We start from the raw sequence: 24798 nt of genomic DNA, 5'->3' as shown, positions 1-24798 counted from the left end.
GTTTATTTAATTATACCAAATTTTTTAAATTCTTGTTACTTTATTTTTTTATTCTATTGTTTTTTTATTTATTCAGCTCTAAGAGCATCTACTGGATTTAATTTTGCAGCTTTTTTTGCTGGAGTAACTCCAAAAATTATTCCAATTCCCATTGATACTATCAGGGATATAAGTATCGTCACTAGAGAAAAAACTGGAGTTATCTCTATAAAATATCCTATAACTACAGCTAACAAAACTCCAAAACCTATTCCTAGTACTCCTCCTATTCCAGTCAATATAATTGACTCCATTAAAAATTGTGATAAAATATCAAAATCTGTTGCACCTATAGCTTTTCTTATTCCTATCTCCTTAGTTCTTTCTACAACACTTACAAGCATTATATTCATTACTCCTATTCCTCCTACAAAAAGAGAGATTCCTGCTACAAAAGTAACAAATATATTGAGAGTAGTAAGTATGCTATCAAAAGAAGCAGCTCCATTATTTTCTACATTTATATCATACAATTCAGCTTCACTTGTTATTGTTTCTAATAGTGTTCTAGCTTCTGTCATACTAAGAGCCATATCCTCTGGTGTTTTAGATTCTAATATTATAGTAGTATATCCTGTTTGAGAACTATCATATAATTTTTCATAAGTAGGAAGAGGCATTCTTCCAAATCTAGGTACTCTTTTCCCTCCCATTACTTTTATCATCTGTTCCAATGGATTTTGATATACTCCTACTATTTTATAAGTCTGTGGATTTCCAAATCTTCCTTTAAAAATCTCTAACTTCTGTCCTAAAGCAGCTCTAGCATTTCCAAATAAATCTTTTGCTGTAATATTATCTATAGTTATTACCTTCTCACTATTTTCATATTCAAAAGGGAGTAAATTTCTTCCATAGAGTATTTTCACTCTATCTATCTCCTCATAATCTGGAGTTGTGGCATTGAACATTACCATCTGTCTTCTATTACTTTCACCTATCTTTATTCCAAAATTACTATTTATTTTAGGACTTACCGCTTTAAACTTATTACTTGCTTGTAATTTTTCAACTATATCCTCATTTAAAAGATATTTCCATCTAAAATTCTCATCAGTTTTGTCTATTGTGATATTAAATTTTCCATATCCCCCCTCTTTTAAATCTCCTGTTATACTCTCCTGTCCTCCCTTTCCAATAGATGACATAGTTATCACAGAAGAGATTCCTATTATTATTCCCAACATTGTAAGGAATGACCTCATCTTATTTCCTTTTATACTTTGAATAGCACTTTTTAAACTTTCTAAAAAATTCATCTGCTATCACCATCTCTTATTATCTCCCCATCTTTAAAGAGTAGAATTCTTCTTACATATTGAGCTACCTCTGGTTCATGGCTAACTATTATTATAGTTTTTCCTTGAGAGTTTAATTCTGTAAAAAGTTCCATTATCTCTTTTTCTGAAACACTATCCAAATTTCCAGTAGGTTCATCTGCCAAAATTATAGCTGGATTATTTACCAGTGCTCTAGCTATTGCTACCCTTTGTTTCTGTCCTCCAGATAACTCATTTGGTTTGTGATGTATTCTCTCACCTAATCCTACTTTCTCCAACATCTCTTTGGCTCTTTTTTCTCTTTCATTTTTATGTACACCTGCATATACTAATGGTAACTCTACATTTTGTAGGGCTGTCAATTTAGGGAGAAGATTAAAAGCTTGGAACACAAACCCTATCTTCAGATTTCTTATTTTAGAGATATCTTTCTCATCTATCTGAGATATTTTTATATCATCTAGTGTGTATTCCCCCTCAAACTCTCTATCTAAACAACCTAAAATATTCATCATTGTAGATTTTCCACTTCCACTACTTCCCATTATAGCTACATACTCCCCTTTTCTTATTTCAAAGTTTATATTCTTTAGAGCATGTAGCTTCATCTCACCATTTATATAATATTTATTTAGCATTTCCACTTTTAACATTTTGGCTACCTCTACCTCTCATTTGTAGTATTACTTTTTGATTATCTTGTAAACTTTCATCTGGAGTTATGAGTATAGTTTCACTTCCTGTTAATCCTTTTTTTACAATTACATTATCCCCTTCAAGATTTTCTATCTCCACTTCCTGTCTTTTTACAATTCCATCACTATTAGCTACCACTACAAAATATTTTTTATCACTTTCTAATACAGATGTTTTAGGCACAATAATCTCGCTCTCTTGTTCATCTAAATATATAGTTGCAGTTACTTTAAATCCTGGAACTATATATGGAATAACTTCATCTGGTTTTACCTCTGTCTCTAATATATTTTCTGAAGTTGTCTCTGACACCTCTGAAATCTTAGATATTTTTGTTACTTTTCCAGGAAAACTTTTTTTCTTTTCAAAAGCCTCAGGTTTTAGAAGTATTTTTTGTCCTATATACACATTTTTTACATCATACTCTGGTACTTCTAAAACTATTTTTATATCTGATAAATCTGCTATCTCCATAAGTGGAGAATCTGTATCAACTAGATAGTTCTCTTGAGCTGTAAGAGAGGTTATAGTCCCACTTACTGGACTCAATATTTTCTCAGCTGTTTTTGCTAGATCCTCTTCATACTCCTCTATATTTATCTCTACTTTTCTTATCTCCTCTTCCAACTCTTTTACACTATTAGCTGAACTTCCCCCTATTTTATATAGCTCTTTTTCAACATTGTAATCTCTTTTTAATTTAGATAGAGCTAACTTCTCTCTCTCTAAGTTTCTTTCTATATTATTTCTCTCTGTTTCATCAAAAGTCATTAAAAGTTGTCCCTTTTCTATAAAATCTCCCTCTTGAACAAATACCTCATCTACTTTTAATTTTTTATCTACAAAGACTTTTTTCGTATCATTTACTTCTACCTTACCATTTACATCTATATAGCCCTTTACATTTCCACTTCCTACCTTCATAGCACTATAGGTAGTAAGATTTTCCATTACCTTTTTACTATTACTATATCTTATAAACTCTAAACCTAACAGAATTAAAACTACTACTCCTATTCCTACAATCTTAAAATTTATCTTTTTCATTTTTCTCCCCTTATCATTATTTCATAAATATATCCATTTAGATTATTCTTAGCCTTCTCTTTAGCCACTTCATAGTTTATATATGAATTAAAATATTCCATTACCTCTACATAATCAACTTTTCCTAAAGAGTATTCCAATTTTTTTATATTATATTTAGATAACTCTAATTCAGAATTATTTTTATTTACCTCATACTCTTTTAAATAATTTTCATAATTATTGAGTATTGTTAATTTTTCTCCCTCTCTCTCATTTATTTTTTGTTGTAAGTTTATCTCTTGTTGTAGCAGGTTATCCTTTTCATTTTCTAAATCTATATTCAAATCAAATAATTTTTTAGAAAACTTTAAAACTACTCTATTCTCATCATATTTATTACTATGTTCTACCCCTAAAGTTATATCTGGCATAGTATTATCATAGTTCAAATACTTTATATTTTCCTCGATTTTTCTCTTTTGAAACTCTAATAACTCTATATCCTTTTTTCCATACTCCTCTACATAAATATCAAAATTTTTACTAGGTGGAACTATCTCCTGTAAACTGTTATCTCCTATCTCTATTCCAAAATCATAGGCAAATTTTTCTTTTAACTTTAATAAATTTCTTTTTAAAACATCAATTTCTAGTTGCATATTTTTTATACTATATTGGATACTATCTAATTCTATCTTAGCAACTGCTCCTAACTCATAGGATTTCTTCATTTTCTTTTCTTCTACACTTAGTTTTTCGATACCACTTTTCTTTATCGCTATCTCTAACTCACTATTTTTATACTCTTTATATAGATTGAGTAAATCTATTTTTTGTGTCTCTAAATTCTTTTTATAATCTATTCTATCTATCTCTTTTGTATATTCCAACTGCTTTAATTGATTTTTACTTTCTGAATAAATCAAATCTTTTAAACTTTTCTCTATTCCATATACAGCCTCATCTTCTGAGTTATAATTTTTTGTTCCTTCAAAATATATAGGTCCATACTGTACTCTACCAGTTGTTTCAAAGGCATCCTCTATATTACTATAGTTAGAGGTAGCACTTGTTTCAACTCCATTAAAATCATCTAATTTGTAATACTTCTCTTTATCACTGTTTATCTTATTTTGTATCTCATAAATTTCTCTATTGTAAGATTTTTCATCTAACTCTTTTAGCATTGTATCTAAACTTATATTTTTTCCATAACTCATTATCCCCAATAGAAAAAATAAAAAAATCCCCTTCTTCATCTTACTCCCTTCCTATAATATTTTTTTCTTTTATTATCTATTAACTTTGTGTCCTGATTATGTCAAAACATAAAGGATGTTGTAATTTAAGAAATTATAAAAATAAATCAAGACTAACTTTCGTTCAAAGAATAAAGAGCAAGTATTGCTCAGCTCACTAAAAACACAAAACTCGTTTCACTTAAACAGTTGTGTTTTTTAGCGTTTACTTTCGCTGACTTGCTCTATTTATTCTTCTCAATCTTCGTTATTCTTGATTTTTTATGTCTCTACTAATCTTCTTAAATTGAAATCAAGGTAAAGTAAAAACAAATGAAAAGGAAAAAAATTTACTGTAATGAGCATTGCGTAAGCACCAGCGATTGAAAGTAAACTTTTTTCCTTTTATATTATTGAATAATTTTATTTTCTGATTTCAATTTAAGAATTTAGACTATTCTTTTTTATCTTTAATTATGATGGTTTTCACAGTTACACTTATGTTCCTTAGAACTATGGTTATGTCCTCCACAAGAACATCCTCCAGAGCTACAACCACCATCTCCACAACTACATCCCTCTCCTTTAAAAGCTCTAACAACACTTCTTAGAGCAAAGAAAGCAATTATAGCTATGATTATTATTAAAATAATTGTTTTCATAATAGTTCTCCTTTCATTAGAGATAATTTTTCACAAAATATTAGAAGAAAAATCTTCCTATTTGGAATACTAGTGTAGATACTATATAAGGTACTACCAACATTATTCCTACAACTTTTCCTAAATATCCCCAACCAAACTCATGTTTGATAGCTCCTAATGTAGCTACACATGGAACAACTAGAAGAATAAATGTCATGAAAGAGTAAGCTCTTAATGGTGCTAACTCATCATTAGGCCATAGATTAGCAGTTGCTTGAACTATTCCTCTTCCCTCTTCCTCTATCTCATCTGCTTCTGGAGTTGTAAATAGTCCTGATACATTTAGACTTAACATTCCTGTTACAGAGTCTTTTATAGCCACCCCAAGTCCTTTTACTTGTTCAGCTAAATCTTGTCCAAAAGTTGTTTCTTCTACAACTTCTTCAGCTGCTTCTTCATCTCCATTTTCTAATGGTAATGCTTGTGCTAAGAATCCTACTACTACCTCTTTAGCTGCTATACTAGGTGGAATAGCTGCCACTGTCTCCCATCTATCTCCAAAACCAGTAGGCTTCATAATAGGTGCAAAAGTATGTCCAAATTTAGCTATATATGAAGAGTTTGAATCTCCATGATTTGGGAAATATGTAAGAGCCCATAATATCATCATAATTCCTAATATTACAGTTCCTGCTCTTTTAATATAATCAAATACTCTTAACCAAGTAGAATTCAAAATAACTTTTAAACTTGGTATTCTATAAGGAGGTAACTCTATAAGTAAAGCTCTATTTTCTGGTTTAAACCCTTTTACATTTTTTAATACAAGTCCTACTAAAATTGCTATTACTATTCCTAGTAAATAGATAGATACAACTACAAGTCCACCTTTAGCCCCAAAGAAAGCTGCTGTAAATAATCCGTATACTGGTAATCTAGCACCACAAGACATAAACGGTGTCATTGCTGCTGTCATCTTTCTAGAACTTTCATCTTCCATAGTTCTAGTAGCATATATAGCTGGTACTGTACATCCAAATCCCACTACCATAGGTACAAATGATTTTCCATTTAATCCTAACTTTCTCATAATCTTATCCATTAAGAAAGCTACTCTTGACATATATCCACTCTCTTCTAAAATTGCTAAGAAGAAATATAGGAATACCATAACAGGAACAAATGTAAGAACTCCTCCTACTCCTCCTACTATTCCATCTACAACTAAAGAGCTTAACCAATCTGGAGTTCCCTCTACTAACATACCTACATATTTTCCTACAAAGTCTGCAAAGAATCCATCTACCCAATCAATAAATGGAGCACTTCCATTGAAAACAAAAGCCATTACTCCAGCCATTATTAAGAAAAATAGTGGTAATCCCAACACTCTATTTAAAAGTAATTTATCTACTTTATCAGTAAAATCCAATCTTGATTTCATTGAAGTAGTAAATGTCTTAGCTAAAATTCCATTAACACTTCCATATCTTTGCTCTGCTAATATTGTTTCACTATCATTATCATATTTATCTTCTAGTTTTAATATTTTCTCTTCAAAACTCTTCTCTGCATCTATATTAAATCTAGTTTTTAATTTTTCAATTATATGAGTATCTCTCTCTATTAATTTTATAGCTAAAAATTCTGATGAGTATACTTTTAAAGCTTCTTCATAATTTTTATCTGACTCAATAGTTTTTACAATATCCTTTATTAATGTGCTTGTCCCTTCATCAAATGGAAAAGAAAACTTCTCTTTTTTATTTCCTTTAGCTAGCTCTAAAGCTCTATCCATAAGCTCAGTTATTCCTGTTCCTTTTAGAGCAGATACTGGTATAGCTTTCATCTCCATAAAATTTTCAAACTCTTTGATATCTAATTTATATTTTAACTTATCAAACTCATCATATAGATTTAGAGCCATAATAGTAGGTTTTTCTAGCTCTTTTATAAGAAAAGTTAAATACAAGTTTCTCTCTAAGTTTGTAGAATCTACTACGTTAATTACAACATCTGGATTCTCTTCAAGTATAAAATCTCTTGTAATTTTTTCTTCTAATGAGTATGGACTCAAACTATATACTCCAGGTAAGTCAACTAACTCTATCTCTTCACCTTTGTAAGTAAAAGTTGCTTCTTTCTTTTCCACTGTTACCCCTGGCCAGTTTCCTACTTTTAACTTTGAACCTGCAATAGCATTAATCAAAGCTGATTTTCCAACATTTGGATTTCCTGTAAATGCTAATCTTATCATAACCTTCTCTCCCTCTATAAATTATTCTTCAACTTTCTCTACTTCTATATTTTTTGCATCTTCTTTTCTTATAGCTATTCCTGTTCCCTTTACTATATACTCCTGTGGATCTCCTAATGGTGCATTTCTTTCTAGTTTAACTATTTCTCCAGCTGTAACTCCCATATCGACTAATCTCTTTTTTAGCTCCCCTATTCTTCCTATTTTGATAATTCTTGCTCTCTCCCCGTTTTTTAAATCACATAACTTCATTTGTTTTCCTCCATATATAACTTTTAAATCCTTTGATATACAAAATTTTATTTTAAATAAGAACAGCCCTTTCAGGCTGTTAATATCTTCTATATCTCTTGTAACATTATTTTATTTGCTACTCCAAAGTTTAAAGCATATTTTATCTTATCATTAACTTTTACTATGAAGCAATCTTTGCTTCCATTCATTACACGAATCTTATTTCCTACACAGAGCCCTTTATCTAAAAGACAACATTTTGACCCTCTTTGTCCCTTTATCTCTTTTATTAAAAAATCTTTATTCATTTGAGCAAAACATAAAGGTACCATATCAATCCTCTCCTTCAGAAATACTTCTTCATTCTATGTAATAATTATAAAATACAAATAAAAATTTGTCAATAGAAAACCTTTGAATATAAAAATATTATTTCAAATTTTCTTTTTATTTAATACTTTTCTTTTTTTAAATTTTCTTTTTTAAGATATTTTAATTATAGATATCAAAAAATATAAAAATCAAGAATGACTTTTATCAATCTTTGTCACTCTTGATTTTTTATATCTCTAGTAACTTTCTTAATTAGTGATACTCCACTATCTCTCCAAGTGAGATACTTTTTTGTATATCTATCACTCTTTGATTACTACTACCTTTCCATTTTAAATTCAAATCTTTTTTCTCTATGTCAAATCTTCCATCTATTAGTACATCACATAAAGAAACCAACTCAAATCTCTGTTTATCTTTCTCTAGCTGTTCCCAAGTAAATCCTGACCACATCCAAATATCTTTATCTGGAAATTGACTTTTAAATTTTTTTAAAAACTCTATGAGTGGTTCTACATTTTTACAATAGGTAGGATCTCCTCCTAATAAGGATAACCCTTTTGCTGCCTTTCCATATTTTTTAAAGTATAAAAATATCTCCTCTTCCTCTTTTTCTGTAAAAGGATTTCCATAATTAGCATCCCAAGTATCTTTATTGAAGCATCCCTTGCATCTATGAGTACAACCACTCACAAATAAACTAACCCTTATACCCTTTCCATTTATCATGTCAGAGTATTTTATTCCAGAATAATTCATATTGCATCTCCTAGTTATGTTTTACTCTACTTATTATCTCTTTTTGTTTTCCTTTATTAAATGGTCTTGCATTTGGTTGACTCAAATATCCACATACTCTTCTTATTACACTCATCTTATCATTCTCATGATTTCCACATTGTGGGCATTCAAATCCTCTCTCAGTAGCTAAAAACTCTCCTTTAAATCCACATACATGGCATTTATCAACTGGTTGATTTATTCCCATATAGTGTATTCCTATCTCTTTTGCATATCTTAATATCTCTATTATTGCTTCTAAATTATTTTTTAAAGAGTCTGTTTCTATATAACTGATATGCCCACCCTTAGAATATTGATGTCCTAAAGCCTCTAATCTCAATTTTTCAAATGGATTGATATTAATATGAGAAGATACATGGAATGAGTTATCATAATATCCTTTATCTGTAATTCCTTCTATATCTCCAAACTCCTCTCTATCTATTCTTGCAAATCTATCACAAAGTGATTCAGATGGAGTTCCATATAGTGCAAATCCTAAATTTGTTTCAGCTTTAAATTGAGCTACTTTTTCAGATATATATTTTAAGATATTAAATGTTTTTTCATAGATCTCTTCATTATAAGCAAAATCTTCTCCATAAAGAAGTTGAGATACTTCACTAAGTCCTATATATCCAATAGAAACAGTAGCATATCCTCCCCAGATTAAATCTTTTATTGTTTCTTTAGGTTGTTTCTCTGCTAATGCTCCAGATTGCCATAAAATTGGTGCCATTTCAGCTTGAGTTTTTTCTAAGTAGTGAGCTCTAAATACAGAGTTTTCTTTACACATCTCCATCACTCTATCTAGCTCTTTATAAAATCCTGCTTCATCTCCTCTATTTTTTATAGCTATTCTAGGAAGATTAATAGTTGTAGCTCCTATATTAAATCTTCCAGAGTAAATTTCCTCTCCTTTTTCATCAAACCAAGGAGATAGGAAAGCTCTACATCCCATAGGATAAACAACTGTTCCCTTTTCTAGTTGCTCTTTAGTTATAAACAAAATATCTGGATAGATAGATTTTGTCATACACTCAAATCCAAGTTGTGCTATATCCCAGTTAGGGTCTTCCTCATTCATATTTAGCCCTTCACACATAGCATATACTATCTTAGGAAATATTGCAGTCTCTTTTTTAGCTCCAAACCCTTCCATTCTAGTTCTAAATACAAACTCTTGTACAAGTCTTCCTTCCCAAGAAGTTTCTGTTCCTATACCTATTGTTGTAAAAGGTGTTTGTCCATTTACAGTTGAAAGAGAGTTTATCTCATATTCCAATCCTTGCATAGCTTGTTTTACAGACTCTCTTGTTAAATCACAACTATACTCATATGCCAATGGATATTTTTCCTTTAACTCCATATTAGAGTACTCTATATTTCCTCTATCTATTATCTCTTTTATCGTAGCTTCATCTACTCTTTCTACATATTTTAAACCTTTAGTAAAATGCTTTTTAAAACTTTTTTTAATATATGGAACTAAAGCTCTATCTAAATATGGAATAGAACATCCTCCATATGTATTAGATGAAACAGAAGCTATAATCTGTACTATATGTCCTACTGCTACATCTACAGAATTTGGTTCTAACATCTTTGCATTTCCTATGTTACAACCACCTTTTAACATTCTCTCTATATGTACTAATTCACAGTTAGTCTCTTTAAATAGAAGATAATCCAAATCGTGAATATGAATCTCTCCTGTTTCATGAGCTTTCTTTAAGTGCTTAGGTAAAATTTTATTTAAGTAGTAATCCTTTGAAGATATTCCTGCTAATAAATCTCTTTGTACTGATATTGTTTTAGCATCTTTATTAGCATTTTCACTTAATATATCTTCATTAGAAGCATCTACTAGTTCAGCTATATTTTTATAGATTCCTTTTTCCTTATTTCTTATCTCAGTTTTAATTGCTCTATAACTTTGATAAGCTATTGCTATATCTTTTTCACTAGAAGCCATAAGTTTTTTTACAACTATATCTTGTATATCCTCTACGTGCATTCTTTTATTATCCATGTTTTCTATCTGTGTTGTTATTTTTTCAACAAGTTCGTTATTTACAGTTCCAGAACTTTGCTTGAAAGCCATTGTCATAGCTCTTACTATTCTATCTCTATCAAACTCTACAATAGCCCCATCTCTTTTTATAACTTCTTTCATCTATATCAACCTCACTCATTTTTTTACCTAAACTATTATACAACCTTTTAAGTAAAAAGAAAAATATATACAATATATAGTGGTAAACAAAAAAAATCCTAACACTATATAGTGCTAAGACTTCTTTTTCCTCTTATTTTTGATTTGAGAGCCTCAGAAATTTTTTTTATCCTTTGTCAAATATAAGATATATATAATAGAAGATTTTTTCTCAAATTTTTTATAAAAATTTAATAATTTTTTCAATAAATTGTCTTTTTCATTAAAAAATTAATCTTTATATAATTCAAGTATCTCTAAATACTCTTTTCTTATCTCTTCACGTAACTGCTTTGGTTCTAAAATCTCTGCCTCTTTAGAAAACTGTCTAAAATAGAGTTTAGCATTTTCATTAGCTACCTCAAAATAACAGATATGTCCCTCTTTCTTTACAAGTTTTGGACGATAGTTAGTCAAACTTTTTAAAAGGCTTTCTCCCTCTTCTGTAAGCCTTACTTTAACAATATTTCCATTTCCTAAGAAAGGGTCAAAGTTTTTTCTCATATTCTCTATATATTTTTTATCCTTACCTTTTATCTTTTCTTCTAAAATAGAAACTATTTCCAACTCTTTTAATTTAAAGTTAGCATACTCTTTTTTTTCCTCATCGTAGCAAAAGAGAAAGTTTTCATCTCCTCTTTCCTCTCTTTTAATAAAGTACGGCTCTACACTAAAAACTCTCTTTAAATATTTTATCTTTATTTTCTTTTTTTCTTTAATCGCTTCTAATATAGCTTTTACTCTGTCTTCAAATATAAAAAGCTCCCTTTGATATTTAAATTTTGAAGTATATAGTTCAAATAGCTCTCTAAAATATTCAGCCTCTATATCTACTTCATTAGCTTTTAAAACATCATAGTATATCTCCCTATTTGAAACATTTAAATCAAATTGTATAATCTTTTTCAGAGGACGCCCTTGAGTTTCAAGAAGTTTCTCTACTTCCATTTTTTTATTATATTTAAATCTTTCTAGAATATAATTACATAGTTTATTATTATTGATACCAAATTCCTCTGTATCATTTTTCATAAGACGCCATATATCCTCTGGAACAGTTACCCTTATCTTCTTCATAGTTTTTCCCCCATTCCAATACTATTTTTCTATTATATCATAATTTTCACAAATAAAAAAGATTGAATTAATAGAAATCTAGTTTCTAATTTTAATTCAATCTTCCTTTGTAATATTTTCCTAAGTTAATATTACATCTATTTTAATGTTTTATATAGCTATGCTGAGAAAAGTTCACTATCTTTTAGATAGGCTTCTCTATTATTAAAGATTTTTAAAAGTTTCTCAGGAGTAAGTTTTTTCTTCTCCTCTCCTTTGATATCAATGATTACCTCTCCATTGTGTAACATTATAAGTCTATTTCCATAGTTTATAGCATCTTGTAAATTATGAGTTATCATAAGTGTAGAGATTTGATTTTTTTCTACTATCTCTTTTGTCTTATCCATTATAATTTTAGAAGTCTTAGGGTCAAGAGCTGCTGTATGCTCATCTAATAGTAGTATCTCTGGTTTATTAAGAGTAGCCATTATAAGAGCAAGACATTGTCTTTGTCCACCAGATAGAGAACCTACCTCTGTATCCATTTGATTTTCTATTCCTAAATCAAGCTCTTTTAAAAGCTCTCTATAATACTCTTTTCTCTTTTTATTAAGTCCCATAGTAAATCCAAATCTTTTTCCTTTATTATCTGCCATAGAAAGATTTTCAAATACTGTCATTGATGGAGCTGTTCCCATAGATGGATTTTGATAAACTTTAGAGATGAAACTTCCTCTTTTATATTTAGGTAGTTTTGTAATATCTCTACCATCTATATCAATACTTCCACTATCTACTACTACATTTCCAGTTATTGTATCTAGAAGAGTTGATTTTCCTGCTCCATTACTTCCTATTATAGAGATAAAATCTCCTTTCTCCACTTGAAGATTTAAACCTCTAAATACTTTTTTCACTGTCCCTAATTCAGTAACAAAGCTTTTTTCAATAGAATTTATATTAAGCATTTACAACTCCTCCTTTTTTCAATGATTCTTTTTTTAGTTTTAAATATATAATAATTACTACTAATATAGATGTTATAAGTTTTAAATCACTAGCATTCATTCCCAATTTTAATGATAGAGCTATTATTGCTCTATATATTACAGTTCCTATTATTACCATTGTAGTAGCTTTTATAATTTTTTTCTTTCCTATTACTGCCTCTCCTATTATTATAGAAGCAAGACCTGTAATGATAGTTCCTGTTCCCATTCCCACATCAGCAAATCCTTGATATTGAGCAAGTATTCCACCAGAAAGAGCTACTAAACTATTAGCTATCATAAGTCCATAAAGTTTTAATTTGTTTCCATCAAGCCCTAGAGCTGTTACTAAGCTCTCATTATCTCCTAAAGCTTTTAGTACAAATCCAAATTTTGTTTTAAGTAAAAAATCTATTGCTAATTTTACTATTAGTAGAAAAATAACTACAACTACTATTGCTGATACAGTTCCATTGAATAGATGTTTTGACATAAATAGTGGTATATTTGATTTTCCCATTATTCTTAAATTTACACTGTATAATCCTGTCATTACTATAATTCCAGCAAGTAGATTAGTCACTTTTAATTTTACATGAATCATACCTGTTATAAGTCCAGCTACTGCTCCAGCTAACATAGCTACAACTAAAGCTATTAATGGATTTACTCCTTTTACTATAAGTGCAGCACTTACAGCTGCCCCTAATGGAAAACTTCCATCTACTGTCATATCTGGGAAATCCAATATCTTATATGATATATAGACTCCTAATACCATTATTGCAAATATAAAACTCTGTTCAATAGTTCCTAATAACATCTCTCTTACCTCTCTTAATACAACTTAGCTCCCTCTAAAGCTCCTAAATCTATTCCATATTTCTCTGCTGCTTTTTTATTTACTATAAGTTGAGTATTTTTTAAAGTTTCAACTGGCATATTTTTTGGCTCCTCTCCTTTTAAAACTCTTATTGCCATCTCTCCAGTTTGATATCCTAATTTTTCATAATCAATAGTGTCAGTTATTAAAGCACCTTGTGCCACTTGGTCTTCAATACAACCAACTACTGGTACATTTTTTCTATTAGCTTTATCTAATACAAGTGGTGTAGCTGAAACTACTAAGTTATCTGTTGGTGTGTATAGCACATCTACCTTATCAAGTAATGAGTCAAGCCCCATAGCCATATCATTTACATTTGTTACTCCTGTTTCTATTATTTCTAATCCAAGCTTTTTGCTTTCCTCTTTAGCACTTGCTACTTGTACTTGAGAGTTTTGTTCACTTGTGTTATAGATTATTCCAACTTTTTTAGCCTTTGGTAATATCTTAGTGATAGTTTCTAATTGTTTGTATATTGATGTAGCATCACTTGTTCCTGTAATATTATCTCCTACAAGTCCAGCTGCCTTTACATCTGTTACTGCTGTAATAACTATTGGTATCTTTTTAGTTACATTATAAGCTGCTTGAGCACTTGGTGTAGATATAGCATAGATTAAATCCTTTTTACCTTGTGCAAATGAATTAGCTATCATCTGTGCTGTTCCAAAATCTCCTTGAGCATTTTGATAATCTATTTTTACATCTCCATATCCATTATCCTTTAGAGCTTTTTCAAATCCTACTCTTGCAGAGTCTAAAGCTGGATGCTCCATTATCTGTGTAACTCCTATTTCTATATTTTTAGGTTCTTTTATCTCTTTTCCCATAACCATTGTTGAAAGTAATAATAATGCCATTGCTAGTTTTTTCATTTTGATCCCCCCTGATGTCTTATTTATAGATTTATAATACTACTAAAATCTTTTTTTGTGTAGATAACAATTATTTTTATTATTTGTTCCTCACTGAAAATAAAACCCCTTAATTTTTCTACATTTTTTAATAAATAAGTTTTAATTTTTTGTTCGTAGTTATCTTATTAAAATTCGATTTTACTCCATTTCTCTCTATATAATTTTATTTTTTTAAGATTTTCTTTACAAAATTTATTTTTTTAGTATAATACTCTTAGCTAAAAAAGGAGTTGAATTGATGATAGAACACATTAACTTATTTACTGGAGAGATTTTAAGAAAAATTTTAGAAAAACAGCTTTTACTTAATTTTTTTGTAGATTTTATTATTTTTATAATAAAACTAATTGCTTGTATTTTAGTCTATTATATTGCCACTAGGATTATAAAAAAATTATCTCCTTTACTTTCTAAAAATAAAGAGGAACTTATTAGAAATCAATCTTTAAAAAGTTTCATCAAATCTATTTTAAATATTGGTATACATCTTTTTCTAATTACAATCTGTCTTTTAATATTAGGAATAAAGGGAAGTAGCTTAGCAGCACTTTTTGGTACTTTAGGAATAGGTATAGGATTAGCCTTAAAAGATAATCTTTCTAATCTAGCAGCTGGAATAATCATTCTTATATTTAAGGCTTATAAAGTTGGAGATGAAGTTAATATCAATGGAGAGATAGGGTTTATATATGAGATTGATGTATTCTCCACATCAATTAGAACCTATAACAGCGATTTAATTATAGTTCCTAATGGAGTAATAATATCTGATAAAATTATTAACTATACTAAAATACCAATTAGAAGATTAAAATTTGTTATTAGAGTATCTTATGACTGCAATATAAAAGCAGCAAGAGAAGCTTTAGAAAAACTTCTTAGAGATAATCCTCTTGTAATAAATGACCCACCTATATTCTCTCATGTGGAGTCATATGAAGAGGGATTTATTAATATTGCTCTAAAAGGTTGGACTAAAAATGAAAATTATTGGCAAGTTTATTGGGAAGTAATGAATAATTTAAAAGATTATTTAGCTGAAAATGATATTAAACTTCCTACAAATAAAATGGATATCATTATTACACAAGATTCTTCAGTTCATATCCCAAAATAATTTTTTATTTAAATATTAAAAGAGGCTATTGCAAATTCTTAAATTACAACAGCCTCTTTTATTAATTTTTTCTTAATCTTCCCAACACTCTACATTTTTTAAACCAGGAATAGAAGATTTTCTAAATTTCGGATCTAATCCTTGAGCTTTTTGAGCTCTATAATCTTTTAAAGCTTCTATTGAAATTTTACCTAAAAGTCCAATAGCTATCAAGTTGATTACAGCCATAATTCCCATAAATAGATCTGCCATATCCCAAACCACTTGAATTTTAGCTAAACTTCCAAACATTACCATTCCAACTACACATACTCTATAAGCATTAAGCCATACTTTATTTCCATTTAAAAACTCTATATTAGCTTCTCCATAGTAGTAGTTTCCAATTACAGAAGAAAAAGCAAACATAAATATACACACAGCTATAAATATTGCTCCCCAACTTCCCACTTCAGATACAAGAGCATCTTGAGTAAGTTGTATTCCATCTGAAACTCCTTTTAATCTCTCACCAGAGATAAGAATAATAAAAGCAGTAGCAGAACATATCAATAATGTATCAGTAAATACTCCTAAAGTTTGGATAAGTCCTTGTTTTACAGGGTGAGATACATTAGCAGTTGCAGCAGCATTTGGAGCACTTCCCATTCCAGCTTCGTTAGAGAAAAGCCCTCTCTTTACTCCTTGCATAATTACTGCTCCTATTCCTCCACCTACAGCTTGATTAAATCCAAAAGCTCCACTTATTATTTGAGAAAATACAGCAGGTATATGGTTGAAATTTTTTACTATTACTATTAAAGCTACTATTACATAAGCTACAGCCATTATTGGAACTATATACTCAACAAATTGAGCAATTCTCTTTACTCCACCAAAAATAATAACTGCTGTCATCACTGATAAAATAACTCCTAATATTGTTCTATCTATTGAGAAAGCTTTTTCAAAAGCTAAAGTTATTGTATTAGCTTGTACAGAGTTAAAAATAAGTCCAAAAACAATAGAGATAATTATTGAAAAAAGTACTCCCATCCATTTTTGACCAAGAGCTTTTTCCATATAGTAAGCTGGTCCTCCTCTGAAGTGGTCTCCCTCTTTCTCTTTATATATTTGAGCAAGTGTACTCTCTATAAAACTTGAACTTGCTCCAATAATTGCCATAACCCACATCCAAAATACTGCTCCAGGTCCTCCGATTGAAATAGCAATGGCTACTCCAGCTAAGTTTCCTGTTCCTACTCTTGATGCAGTTGAAATACAGAAAGCTTGGAAAGATGATATTCCATTGTGTCCCTCTTTTCCTTTTACAGCTCCCTCTCCTAATAATAAAAACATATCCTTTAACATTCTAAATTGTACAAAACCTGTTCTAGCAGTAAAATATAATCCTAATCCTACTAGCATAATAATTAATACATAAGACCATAGAAAATTATTTAGTCCATAAAAAAAATTTAGTATCAGCTCCACAAATCTCCTCCTAATAATTTTTATAAATACTTATCTCCATATATGATAAACTTTTTTACAAAATATGTCAATCATTTTTATCAATGTTTTTTCAAAATTATATATATAAATTTTATATGTTTTTATTTAGAGTAATTTTTTAATAAAAAAATAGGAGCTATCTCTTCAATAGCTCCTAATAAATCTTAAATTATTTTATTTTTGGGAAATATTTTGTATGTAATAGCTCATGTGCTTTGTGGCTTAATGGATAATCTAAGTATTTTTCATACATAGCTTTTACATATGGATTTTCATGAGATCTTCTTATCTCTAATCCTCTATCTATATTATTTAATCCTTCTGCTCTCTTCTCTAAAGTGATTTGTTTTTTCAGTGCTTTTGGTTGTCCTCCACCACCGATACATCCACCTTTACATGCCATTATCTCAATAGCATGGAAGAACTCTTCTCCAGCTCTTATCTTATCTAGCATTTTTGCTGCCTCTTCTAATCCATGAGCAACTCCAATTCTAAGTTCAATATGTCCTATTGTTAATTCAGCAACTCTGAATCCATCCCAACCTCTTAACTCATTAAACTCTATGTTATCTAAATGAGTTCCTGTAATCATCTCAACAGTTGTTCTAGTAGCAGCTTCAATAACTCCTCCTGTTCTTCCGAAGATTATTCCTGCTCCTGAATATTGTCCTAATGGATTATCAAATTCCATCTCTTCAACATTATTTAAATCTATTCCAGATTCTTTAAATATCTTAATTAACTCTCTAGTAGAGATTACATAGTCAGTATCATAGTTATCTCCTCTTGAGAACTCTGGTCTAGCTGCTTCATATTTTTTAGCAAGACAAGGCATAATAGCAACTGAAGCTATCTCTTCTCTTCTAAATCCTTGCTCTTTTGCCCAGATATCTTTCGCTATTGTAGAGAATATCTCCATAGGCGATTTAGCTGTAGATGGTACATCCATCATATCTGGATAGTTTTGCTCGATAAATTTTACCCAAGCTGGACAACAAGAAGTTAGTATTGGAAGTTTTACTGTGTCGTCCCCTTTATAGTATCTCTCTAATCTTTCTTGGAACTCTGCTGCTTCTTCCATTATTGTCATATCAGCTGCCCAAGTTGTATCAAATACATAGTCTACTCCTAATTTTTTAAGAGCTCCTACTAATTTCTTCTCAACGTTTGTTCCTGGCTCAAATCCAAAAGCCTCTCCTATAGCTACTCTTACTGCTGGAGCTACTTGTACAACAACTTTCTTTCTAGGAGTTGCTAAGTCTCTTAATAGATTTAAAGTATGGTCTCCTTCAAATATTGCTCCTACTGGACAAGCAGCAACACATTGTCCACAGTGAGTACATCTGTCAGTATCTATTGTGTGCTTCTCTTTTAGTTTTCCATCTATACATTTTACTGGACACACTCTTGCACAAGCTGTACATCCAATACATTTTTCTGTAATTCTAAATTTTAATAGATGGATACACTCTCCTGCTGGACATCTATGCTCTTCAATATGCTCCTCTATCTCATCATAGAATTGCTCTATACTTTCTAAAATTAGGTTGTGTCTTTGGTTTAATTTTGTCTTGATTATATCTGATAGATATCTTAGTAGGTAAACGTCTCTCATTGTTGCTTTACCTTTAGAGATTCTATCTAATATTCTCCAAATTCTTTCTATCTCATTTTCTACTTGGAAATATTGCTCATATTCACTATTTTTTACCTTAGCAATTAAAAACTCTACATAGAATTTAGCAAAAGTAATTATACAGTCCTCTTCTGATAAAATAATTATATTTTTTTCTACTCCTTCTGGGAAAAGAGAAAAATCTATAACTTTATCTAAGCTTCCAGCTGTTAAAAATCCTCCAAATGGAAGTCCAAATTGAGCAGCTTTAAAATTCTTTTTATTTTTAATTCCACCAACTAATCCAATTACATCTCTTAAAGTTGAATTTTCTGGAATTTCAATAGTTCCTGGGTTGTTTACCCTACCTGCTATTGTTACTAATTTTTCATTATTTTGCTCTACTACTTTCTCTTCTAAATCTTCTACTACTGAGAAAACTGAACCATATGAACTTTGAAGAATAAATCCTTTGTCTGACATCTGTCCTCCTATTAAAATTTCATTTAAAACTTACTTAATTTTTAAAACTTACTTAACTTTGTAAAATAATACTTTACTATATACTCTGTATTATTGTAACTAATATTACATAAAATTTCAAGTATTTTTTTTGTTTTTTACATATACTGAACAATAATTTTTCATAAAAATTAAAAAAAGACTCATAACAATATGAGCCAATTCTTTTTTAAAACAATGTTTGAAATAAAATTGTTAGAAAAGAAACAACTAAAATTTTTCCCATCAAAACCTTTTGATAAAGTGGCATCTTTAAAGTTAAAACATAGTGCTTTAAAGTAACATATCCCCTATATTTTTTTTGTCCATTTAAAAACATAAAAACTTCAAAAGTTATTACTAACAATATGTTAAAAATTAAAGTTCTTGCCATTTTATCCTCCTCTTATCCTCTATAATAAATAGTTAATCCCTTTAAGAAATTTCTAATATATTTATCTCCACACTCTCTATAATTCTTATGGTCCTCTTTTCTAAATACTGCACTTAATTCAGAAGAAGATAGTTCTAATCCTGCAAGTTTAAATATTTGTAACATATCATCACTTTTTAAAGAAAGTGCTATTTTTAATTTCTTTAAGATTATATTATTTATATTATTTTTAGTTATCTTTACTGGAGTATACTCTTTACCATCTTTTGGCTCTTGTTTTCCTCTTTTTAAAATAATCAATCCATCTAAAAATGCTTCTAACACTCTGTTGCTACATTTTAAGAAGTCCTCTTCTCCCTCTCTTTTTAAAAGATTTAATAATTCTTCATGAGTAATTGGATTTTCTCCATATTTAAATATATCTAGCATAGTTCTATCTTTTATATTTAAAGCGTATCTCACTCTTCTTAATATATCATTGTTTACCATTTTTCCTCCTATAATATACCTTTTTCTTAAATAATTTTACTCTATTTACTATTAATTGTCAAATAATTACTAATAGTATAAGGAAAAATAGATAACTAATATTTTGAACCAAGATTATTCTTACTCTTTCAATTAGATGTTCATCTAAATAAGCTAAGTATCTTCCATCTAGTTTTTCATCTGTAAATTTTTTTATTGCTTTTTTCATAAATTACTCCAAAAAGTTACTTTTTCTATTTTTTATTTCTAACAATAAATTAATTAGCTTGTTTTGTTCTTGTTGGCTTAACTCTTTTATATTTATTTTATCTATCTTTGTTAAAATATCTATTCTTTCTTCTTCTACAATTCCTATATAAAGATACTCATTAATCTCTGTATCTAATACCTTATGTATCTCTTTATATTCAGTTTTTGTAGAAAATCCAGAGCTTAAAAATGCATATTTTTCAGTTTTTTCATCCTTAGCAATATATACATTTTCTTCTAATTCTTCTATATTATCATAATATTTCGTTAATCTCTTCTTATCAAATAAACTATATATTGCATATTTCTTTTCCCTCTTTCTTATATATGTTTTTTCCATTCTTCCCATTATTACAATACCACTATTTCTCCATATAAAGAAATAGATGATAAGTGTTTTATGGCTTATCATCTATTCCTTTTCGAATTATTTATAATTCCCATCTAAATCCTAAATTAGCTTGCCAGTTTGTGTCTACCATAGCTTCTGTTGTTTTAGATAAATCTAAATAAAGATTTACATTTTCTGCTACTTTATAATTTCCACCTATTCCAAATTCTACCCATTCATCTTCTAAATCTACTGATGTTTTTGTTTGTCCTAATTTATTTGTATAAGTTGTATCTATATCTCCAGCAAACTCTTTAACTCCAGATATTCTTGCATATAGGTTACCTTTCTCTAGATTATATCCTATTTTTGCTCCCAATGACCCTAAAGCTGTGTATAAAGTATCTTGTTCTACTCTTACATCAGTACTTGTTGTATAGCTCTTATTTGCTACTCTTCCTAAATCCATTCTAATACTAGGCTCTATGAAGAACTTATTATCTGTAACAAATCTCTTTCCATATTCAATACCTAAAGAAACTCCATAGTTAGTGTAATCTCCTTTAGAATTATACATTCTATTTTCACTATACACATCATAATCATTGTGTAAACGACTTAATTTAGCTACAACATCAATATAGTGTCCAGAATTATTAAGCCATGATCCATATACTCCTGCTCCAATGGAATTATTTTCTCCACTTCCTAAATCATAGTCAGTATTTCCATCTGTATAGCTAAATAAATAACCTAAGAATAACTTTCCACCAGCATAATCATAAACTTTATCGTATCCAACTTGATATGTTTGATAACTATTATCATAATTGCTACCTTGTTCTATCTCTCCACCATATACTCTTGCCCATACACCAGAATTTCCTTGACTATCTCTCAACTCTCCCATTCTTTGACTAAATGAGCTAAATTCTTGTCTCCAAGTTAATAAGTTTATAGTTGCTAAGTTTCTTAATCCCATAACTGTATTACTTAGACTACCTACTCTTATATTTTCAACTTGCATTCCACCAGTTCCTTGAACTAAATCTCCAACTATAGCTCCATTCAATAGTCCTTCATCTATATTAATAGTACTATTTACCTCTCCATTCTCTATATAGATATTTCCTGCCAGTTGATTTAAAGCATCTTCTGTTTCTTGAGCATTATTTATAGCTATATTATCAGCATCTATTCCATCATATGCAAAATTTAATTTAGTATTATTATCTTTTTCTTTTATCTCTAAAGTTGTTGAAGAAAATGAATCACTAGCTTCATTATATGTAGCATCCATAATAATAGTTCCACCTGTACCAGTCATATTGTCTATATTCATACTATAGTCTCTATCTCCCTTTATATTTCCGATATTATTAATATCCCAGTTATTATTAATAATACCACCATTAAAAGTAAGATAATTTACAAAGCTTCCCTCTTCAGTAGTGCTCCATGTTGCTCCATTACTTAATCCTAATCTCATTCCATCTACTGTTCCTGAATGTCCATCTACAAGATTAGTAACTAAAATATTCCCGTTTAAATATGAATTAGAATTAGTTAAATTAACTATTACATCAGAATCTATATCTGTACTAGGATCTACGCATTCAAAAACAATACTTCCATCTAATTGTATTACTTTATCGAGAGAATATTTATTTATTTCAACAGTAGAATTTCTTTTAACATTAATTACATTATTTTTATTTGTATCTATTTTAACATTTCCAGAGTTAAGTCTTATTGTTCCCCCACCCCATGCTGTAAGAGCATTGGCAGTATATGATAATCCACTATCATTAGTAACGTTTATTACTGTATTTTCAGAATTAATGTCTACTATACAATTTTCTCCATCTTTATTTGGTTTAGTTCCAACAAGTATACCATAAGTAGATTTATTACTTCCTTCTCCATTAGCATGAACATCTAAAGTAAAGTTCTTTCCATTTATTTCTAAACTTCCTCCTCTATCTGCTTCATCTAAATTATACATTGCTATTCCTGTAGCTACACCTTTATCTGTATTAACTTTTAAATTAATATTTTCTGTTTCTTCATTTCCAAGTTTTAAATGTGAATTTTCACTTACTACAATAGTTGAAATTTCCTTTCTATTAACCTCATCTCCATTGGAATTATTAACAATATTTATCTCTTTGCTATTTATTTCCACACTACTATCAAATATAACTCCTAATATATATTGATAATTTGTATTTTCATTATTTTTTATATAATTATCATTAATAATTACATTCTGCTCATTATTATATTCATCCATAGTAAGATTAAGCGAATATCCTACTTGTCCAGTAATTAAAAAAGTCACTAATAAACCCAAAGTTACTTTTATTTTTCTTTTCAAATATCTTTTTAGACTCTTTTCTAATTCCCTTTTCATAATAAACTCCCTCCTTAAGATATAAAAAATACTCTTTTTAACAAAAAGGCGTATTTTTTCCAAATAAAAAAAGATGATAAGTTATCTTGTCAGGACGCCTTATCATCTCTTTACTATTGGAACTATTTAGTTTTTACTAGATAGTTCTTATTTTTTTCAAATGCTAATACCAGACTTCTAGAAAGTATTCTTATTCTTCCCTTCATCTTTTTCCCATATATTTCATTGTTGTCAATCATGTCATAAATTGTTGTAATATGTCTTTTAAAGTACTTTGACACATCTAATGGAGTTGACCATGGACCCAGTCTTTTTTCAATCTCTTGTGCTAATAATTCATCCTCTTCTGATAAATTGCTTAGTTTTGTTAAGATATACGCTTCTGTATTCATTGTTATCTCCTCCCTACAATATTTTCGCTCTACTCTAATAATACCACATTTTTCCAAAAAAAGAATTATTTCATCAATTTTTCTTCTATTCTCACCATCCTCTCCTCTATTCTCTTAATTCCATCTAACATATTCCTTCTATTCTCCTCCTCCAATCTCTCTAAAAGTTTTTTCTCCCTCTCCCAAATCTCTTTATCTATCTTTCTATCTAGCAGAGAGAGTATAAATTTGTGATAACCTATAAATATTGCTAAAACTCCACTAATTATTTTTATATACTCCATGCTTACCCCCACTCATTTGCCCTTTTCCCTATCCACATCATATACTTTATATAGCTATGCTTTTTCATTTTTAGCCCCCTTTTTCTATTACTTTTGTTACTTTATTTTCCTATACCTCCTTTTCTACTTCTTCAAATACTGCTTGATAGATTCTGTCATCTAGTTTACTATCTGTTCTTTTTACTAGTTCCTCTAGTAATAGTATCACTATCCTTTCTATCACTCTTGTTGCAAACCATTTACAGATAAAATACTTTACAAATTTAATTACCATATCTAATACTTTTCCCATTCTCTCACCTCAACTCTATATGTGGGTTGTCCCAACCCCAGTCATATCCAAACTCTAACTTCAATCCCAACATCTTTCCAGCCTTTTTAAAACTCTCTATCAAAATATACCATCTGTCATCTGTTAAGCTATCATCACTCTCCCAGCCTACATAATACACATCTATTGCTTTTCCATCTTGATGTTTACTTCTATTTACTACCCCATCACATTTACTTTTTCCCTGCTTATAGTACTCCTTTTGTTTTTTCTCACTTCTTACCCCCTCATTTACAAAAAAATCCACTGGAGATATTGCCAAAGCATATCCTACCAACAGTACTAACCTACTATCTACTCCCTCTAATTTTTTCTTACTCCTTACACTTGCCTTATTCATATACCCCTCCTACATAACAAAAGGGAGAAATTCCCTAAGTGAGTTTTGCTCTACACTTCAAGTAATTTCTCCCTTCCTTACCTCATAAAATAACTCTTATAACTTCTAAACTCCTTCAGGATGCTCTGATATATAAGTTTCCAATGCCACTAATATCTCCTTGTTCTCTGCTATTGTTGCCAATGAGCTTTGATATCCCTTTAGTTCTTTTTCTGCTGCTGCTCTGAGACACGCAACGAGGGGGATAGG

26 protein-coding genes are annotated in these 24798 nt (G+C 29.5%); 1 reads left to right on the top strand and 25 read right to left on the bottom strand.

Annotated features, from left to right (window positions below):
- Positions 1-68: 68 nt before the first annotated feature.
- The 14 genes from FMAG_RS09995 to FMAG_RS09930 form a co-directional block, all read right to left on the bottom strand.
- Positions 69-1298 carry an ABC transporter permease gene (locus FMAG_RS09995; protein WP_005886387.1) on the bottom strand — a complete coding sequence of 410 codons (1230 nt, stop codon included), beginning with the start codon at positions 1296-1298 and terminating at the stop codon, positions 69-71.
- Positions 1295-1972: an ABC transporter ATP-binding protein gene (locus FMAG_RS09990; protein WP_005886386.1), complete on the bottom strand. Its 678-nt coding sequence runs from the start codon at positions 1970-1972 to the stop codon at positions 1295-1297. Before FMAG_RS09990 ends, FMAG_RS09995 begins: the two co-directional genes overlap by 4 nt.
- A complete protein-coding gene (locus FMAG_RS09985) occupies positions 1947-3062 on the bottom strand; it encodes an efflux RND transporter periplasmic adaptor subunit (protein ID WP_005886385.1) in 1116 nt (371 codons plus the stop codon). Before FMAG_RS09985 ends, FMAG_RS09990 begins: the two co-directional genes overlap by 26 nt.
- Positions 3059-4303, bottom strand: coding sequence for a TolC family protein (locus FMAG_RS09980; protein ID WP_005886384.1), 1245 nt, complete (start codon positions 4301-4303; stop codon positions 3059-3061). The genes FMAG_RS09985 and FMAG_RS09980 overlap by 4 nt, the downstream gene beginning before the upstream one ends.
- Positions 4304-4752: 449 nt before the next feature.
- Positions 4753-4944 (bottom strand): hypothetical protein, encoded by a 192-nt coding sequence (locus FMAG_RS09975; protein WP_005886383.1) that lies wholly within the window; start codon positions 4942-4944, stop codon positions 4753-4755.
- Positions 4945-4984: 40 nt separating this feature from the next.
- Positions 4985-7183, bottom strand: coding sequence for a ferrous iron transport protein B (feoB, locus tag FMAG_RS09970; RefSeq protein WP_005886382.1), 2199 nt, complete (start codon positions 7181-7183; stop codon positions 4985-4987).
- 21 nt (positions 7184-7204) lie between these two features.
- Complete coding sequence (locus FMAG_RS09965; protein WP_005886380.1) at positions 7205-7435, bottom strand: FeoA family protein; 231 nt, start codon at positions 7433-7435, stop codon at positions 7205-7207.
- An 89-nt stretch (positions 7436-7524) separates the two neighbouring features.
- Complete coding sequence (locus FMAG_RS09960) at positions 7525-7749, bottom strand: FeoA domain-containing protein (RefSeq protein ID WP_005886378.1); 225 nt, start codon at positions 7747-7749, stop codon at positions 7525-7527.
- A gap of 253 nt (positions 7750-8002) precedes the next feature.
- Complete coding sequence (gene nrdG / locus FMAG_RS09955) at positions 8003-8509, bottom strand: anaerobic ribonucleoside-triphosphate reductase activating protein (protein ID WP_005886377.1); 507 nt, start codon at positions 8507-8509, stop codon at positions 8003-8005.
- A 10-nt stretch (positions 8510-8519) separates the two neighbouring features.
- Positions 8520-10709, bottom strand: coding sequence for an anaerobic ribonucleoside-triphosphate reductase (nrdD, locus tag FMAG_RS09950; protein ID WP_005886375.1), 2190 nt, complete (start codon positions 10707-10709; stop codon positions 8520-8522).
- 270 nt (positions 10710-10979) lie between these two features.
- Complete coding sequence (locus tag FMAG_RS09945; RefSeq protein ID WP_005886374.1) at positions 10980-11825, bottom strand: WYL domain-containing protein; 846 nt, start codon at positions 11823-11825, stop codon at positions 10980-10982.
- A 158-nt stretch (positions 11826-11983) separates the two neighbouring features.
- Positions 11984-12775, bottom strand: a complete 792-nt coding sequence (locus FMAG_RS09940; protein WP_005886373.1) for an ABC transporter ATP-binding protein — start codon at positions 12773-12775, stop codon at positions 11984-11986.
- The gene (locus tag FMAG_RS09935; RefSeq protein ID WP_005886372.1) at positions 12768-13619 is read right to left on the bottom strand and encodes an ABC transporter permease; all 852 of its coding nucleotides are present in this window, start codon (positions 13617-13619) and stop codon (positions 12768-12770) included. Before FMAG_RS09935 ends, FMAG_RS09940 begins: the two co-directional genes overlap by 8 nt.
- A 14-nt stretch (positions 13620-13633) precedes the next feature.
- Positions 13634-14557, bottom strand: coding sequence for an ABC transporter substrate-binding protein (locus FMAG_RS09930; RefSeq protein ID WP_005886371.1), 924 nt, complete (start codon positions 14555-14557; stop codon positions 13634-13636).
- Positions 14558-14837: 280 nt separating this feature from the next.
- On the opposite strand from FMAG_RS09930, the gene FMAG_RS09925 reads away from it, so the two are divergent.
- Positions 14838-15716, top strand: a complete 879-nt coding sequence (locus FMAG_RS09925) for a mechanosensitive ion channel family protein (RefSeq protein WP_005886370.1) — start codon at positions 14838-14840, stop codon at positions 15714-15716.
- A 72-nt stretch (positions 15717-15788) separates the two neighbouring features.
- Here the strand turns inward: FMAG_RS09925 and FMAG_RS09920 are convergent, their stop codons facing one another.
- The 11 genes from FMAG_RS09920 to FMAG_RS09875 form a co-directional block, all read right to left on the bottom strand.
- Positions 15789-17189 (bottom strand): alanine/glycine:cation symporter family protein, encoded by a 1401-nt coding sequence (locus tag FMAG_RS09920; RefSeq protein WP_005886369.1) that lies wholly within the window; start codon positions 17187-17189, stop codon positions 15789-15791.
- Between the two features lie 190 nt (positions 17190-17379).
- The gene (locus FMAG_RS09915) at positions 17380-19308 is read right to left on the bottom strand and encodes a [FeFe] hydrogenase, group A (RefSeq protein ID WP_005886368.1); all 1929 of its coding nucleotides are present in this window, start codon (positions 19306-19308) and stop codon (positions 17380-17382) included.
- 208 nt (positions 19309-19516) lie between these two features.
- Positions 19517-19720 (bottom strand): hypothetical protein, encoded by a 204-nt coding sequence (locus FMAG_RS09910; protein ID WP_005886367.1) that lies wholly within the window; start codon positions 19718-19720, stop codon positions 19517-19519.
- A gap of 12 nt (positions 19721-19732) precedes the next feature.
- Positions 19733-20209 (bottom strand): YehS family protein, encoded by a 477-nt coding sequence (locus FMAG_RS09905; protein WP_005886365.1) that lies wholly within the window; start codon positions 20207-20209, stop codon positions 19733-19735.
- A 58-nt stretch (positions 20210-20267) separates the two neighbouring features.
- The gene (locus tag FMAG_RS13875) at positions 20268-20417 is read right to left on the bottom strand and encodes a hypothetical protein (protein WP_005886364.1); all 150 of its coding nucleotides are present in this window, start codon (positions 20415-20417) and stop codon (positions 20268-20270) included.
- A 3-nt stretch (positions 20418-20420) separates the two neighbouring features.
- Positions 20421-20870 (bottom strand): hypothetical protein, encoded by a 450-nt coding sequence (locus tag FMAG_RS09900; protein ID WP_005886363.1) that lies wholly within the window; start codon positions 20868-20870, stop codon positions 20421-20423.
- Between the two features lie 19 nt (positions 20871-20889).
- Positions 20890-23202 carry an autotransporter outer membrane beta-barrel domain-containing protein gene (locus tag FMAG_RS09895; RefSeq protein ID WP_005886362.1) on the bottom strand — a complete coding sequence of 771 codons (2313 nt, stop codon included), beginning with the start codon at positions 23200-23202 and terminating at the stop codon, positions 20890-20892.
- A gap of 122 nt (positions 23203-23324) precedes the next feature.
- The gene (locus FMAG_RS09890) at positions 23325-23594 is read right to left on the bottom strand and encodes a MerR family transcriptional regulator (RefSeq protein ID WP_005886361.1); all 270 of its coding nucleotides are present in this window, start codon (positions 23592-23594) and stop codon (positions 23325-23327) included.
- Between the two features lie 65 nt (positions 23595-23659).
- Positions 23660-23878, bottom strand: a complete 219-nt coding sequence (locus tag FMAG_RS09885) for a hypothetical protein (RefSeq protein WP_005886360.1) — start codon at positions 23876-23878, stop codon at positions 23660-23662.
- Between the two features lie 109 nt (positions 23879-23987).
- A complete protein-coding gene (locus FMAG_RS09880) occupies positions 23988-24170 on the bottom strand; it encodes a hypothetical protein (RefSeq protein WP_005885837.1) in 183 nt (60 codons plus the stop codon).
- 4 nt (positions 24171-24174) lie between these two features.
- Positions 24175-24549 carry a M15 family metallopeptidase domain-containing protein gene (locus FMAG_RS09875; RefSeq protein WP_005886358.1) on the bottom strand — a complete coding sequence of 125 codons (375 nt, stop codon included), beginning with the start codon at positions 24547-24549 and terminating at the stop codon, positions 24175-24177.
- Positions 24550-24798: the final 249 nt, after the last annotated feature.

Origin of the sequence: Fusobacterium mortiferum ATCC 9817, assembly GCF_000158195.2 — a bacterium.
Classification (GTDB): domain Bacteria; phylum Fusobacteriota; class Fusobacteriia; order Fusobacteriales; family Fusobacteriaceae; genus Fusobacterium_A; species Fusobacterium_A mortiferum.
The sequence above is the reverse complement of the archived record's forward strand: the minus strand, read 5'-3'. Positions and strand labels throughout refer to the sequence as shown.

What these genes read in the sequence shown, in the direction of transcription:
- FMAG_RS09995 (WP_005886387.1), bottom strand. Translation starts at nt 1,298, where the DNA reads ATGAATTTTTTAGAAAGTTTAAAAAGTGCTATTCAAAGTATAAAAGGA.
- FMAG_RS09990 (WP_005886386.1), bottom strand. Translation starts at nt 1,972, where the DNA reads ATGTTAAAAGTGGAAATGCTAAATAAATATTATATAAATGGTGAGATG.
- FMAG_RS09985 (WP_005886385.1), bottom strand. Translation starts at nt 3,062, where the DNA reads ATGAAAAAGATAAATTTTAAGATTGTAGGAATAGGAGTAGTAGTTTTA.
- FMAG_RS09980 (WP_005886384.1), bottom strand. Translation starts at nt 4,303, where the DNA reads ATGAAGAAGGGGATTTTTTTATTTTTTCTATTGGGGATAATGAGTTAT.
- FMAG_RS09975 (WP_005886383.1), bottom strand. Translation starts at nt 4,944, where the DNA reads ATGAAAACAATTATTTTAATAATAATCATAGCTATAATTGCTTTCTTT.
- feoB (WP_005886382.1), bottom strand. Translation starts at nt 7,183, where the DNA reads ATGATAAGATTAGCATTTACAGGAAATCCAAATGTTGGAAAATCAGCT.
- FMAG_RS09965 (WP_005886380.1), bottom strand. Translation starts at nt 7,435, where the DNA reads ATGAAGTTATGTGATTTAAAAAACGGGGAGAGAGCAAGAATTATCAAA.
- FMAG_RS09960 (WP_005886378.1), bottom strand. Translation starts at nt 7,749, where the DNA reads ATGGTACCTTTATGTTTTGCTCAAATGAATAAAGATTTTTTAATAAAA.
- nrdG (WP_005886377.1), bottom strand. Translation starts at nt 8,509, where the DNA reads ATGAATTATTCTGGAATAAAATACTCTGACATGATAAATGGAAAGGGT.
- nrdD (WP_005886375.1), bottom strand. Translation starts at nt 10,709, where the DNA reads ATGAAAGAAGTTATAAAAAGAGATGGGGCTATTGTAGAGTTTGATAGA.
- FMAG_RS09945 (WP_005886374.1), bottom strand. Translation starts at nt 11,825, where the DNA reads ATGAAGAAGATAAGGGTAACTGTTCCAGAGGATATATGGCGTCTTATG.
- FMAG_RS09940 (WP_005886373.1), bottom strand. Translation starts at nt 12,775, where the DNA reads ATGCTTAATATAAATTCTATTGAAAAAAGCTTTGTTACTGAATTAGGG.
- FMAG_RS09935 (WP_005886372.1), bottom strand. Translation starts at nt 13,619, where the DNA reads ATGTTATTAGGAACTATTGAACAGAGTTTTATATTTGCAATAATGGTA.
- FMAG_RS09930 (WP_005886371.1), bottom strand. Translation starts at nt 14,557, where the DNA reads ATGAAAAAACTAGCAATGGCATTATTATTACTTTCAACAATGGTTATG.
- FMAG_RS09925 (WP_005886370.1), top strand. Translation starts at nt 14,838, where the DNA reads ATGATAGAACACATTAACTTATTTACTGGAGAGATTTTAAGAAAAATT.
- FMAG_RS09915 (WP_005886368.1), bottom strand. Translation starts at nt 19,308, where the DNA reads ATGTCAGACAAAGGATTTATTCTTCAAAGTTCATATGGTTCAGTTTTC.
- FMAG_RS09910 (WP_005886367.1), bottom strand. Translation starts at nt 19,720, where the DNA reads ATGGCAAGAACTTTAATTTTTAACATATTGTTAGTAATAACTTTTGAA.
- FMAG_RS09905 (WP_005886365.1), bottom strand. Translation starts at nt 20,209, where the DNA reads ATGGTAAACAATGATATATTAAGAAGAGTGAGATACGCTTTAAATATA.
- FMAG_RS13875 (WP_005886364.1), bottom strand. Translation starts at nt 20,417, where the DNA reads ATGAAAAAAGCAATAAAAAAATTTACAGATGAAAAACTAGATGGAAGA.
- FMAG_RS09900 (WP_005886363.1), bottom strand. Translation starts at nt 20,870, where the DNA reads ATGATAAGCCATAAAACACTTATCATCTATTTCTTTATATGGAGAAAT.
- FMAG_RS09895 (WP_005886362.1), bottom strand. Translation starts at nt 23,202, where the DNA reads ATGAAAAGGGAATTAGAAAAGAGTCTAAAAAGATATTTGAAAAGAAAA.
- FMAG_RS09890 (WP_005886361.1), bottom strand. Translation starts at nt 23,594, where the DNA reads ATGAATACAGAAGCGTATATCTTAACAAAACTAAGCAATTTATCAGAA.
- FMAG_RS09885 (WP_005886360.1), bottom strand. Translation starts at nt 23,878, where the DNA reads ATGGAGTATATAAAAATAATTAGTGGAGTTTTAGCAATATTTATAGGT.
- FMAG_RS09880 (WP_005885837.1), bottom strand. Translation starts at nt 24,170, where the DNA reads ATGGGAAAAGTATTAGATATGGTAATTAAATTTGTAAAGTATTTTATC.
- FMAG_RS09875 (WP_005886358.1), bottom strand. Translation starts at nt 24,549, where the DNA reads ATGAATAAGGCAAGTGTAAGGAGTAAGAAAAAATTAGAGGGAGTAGAT.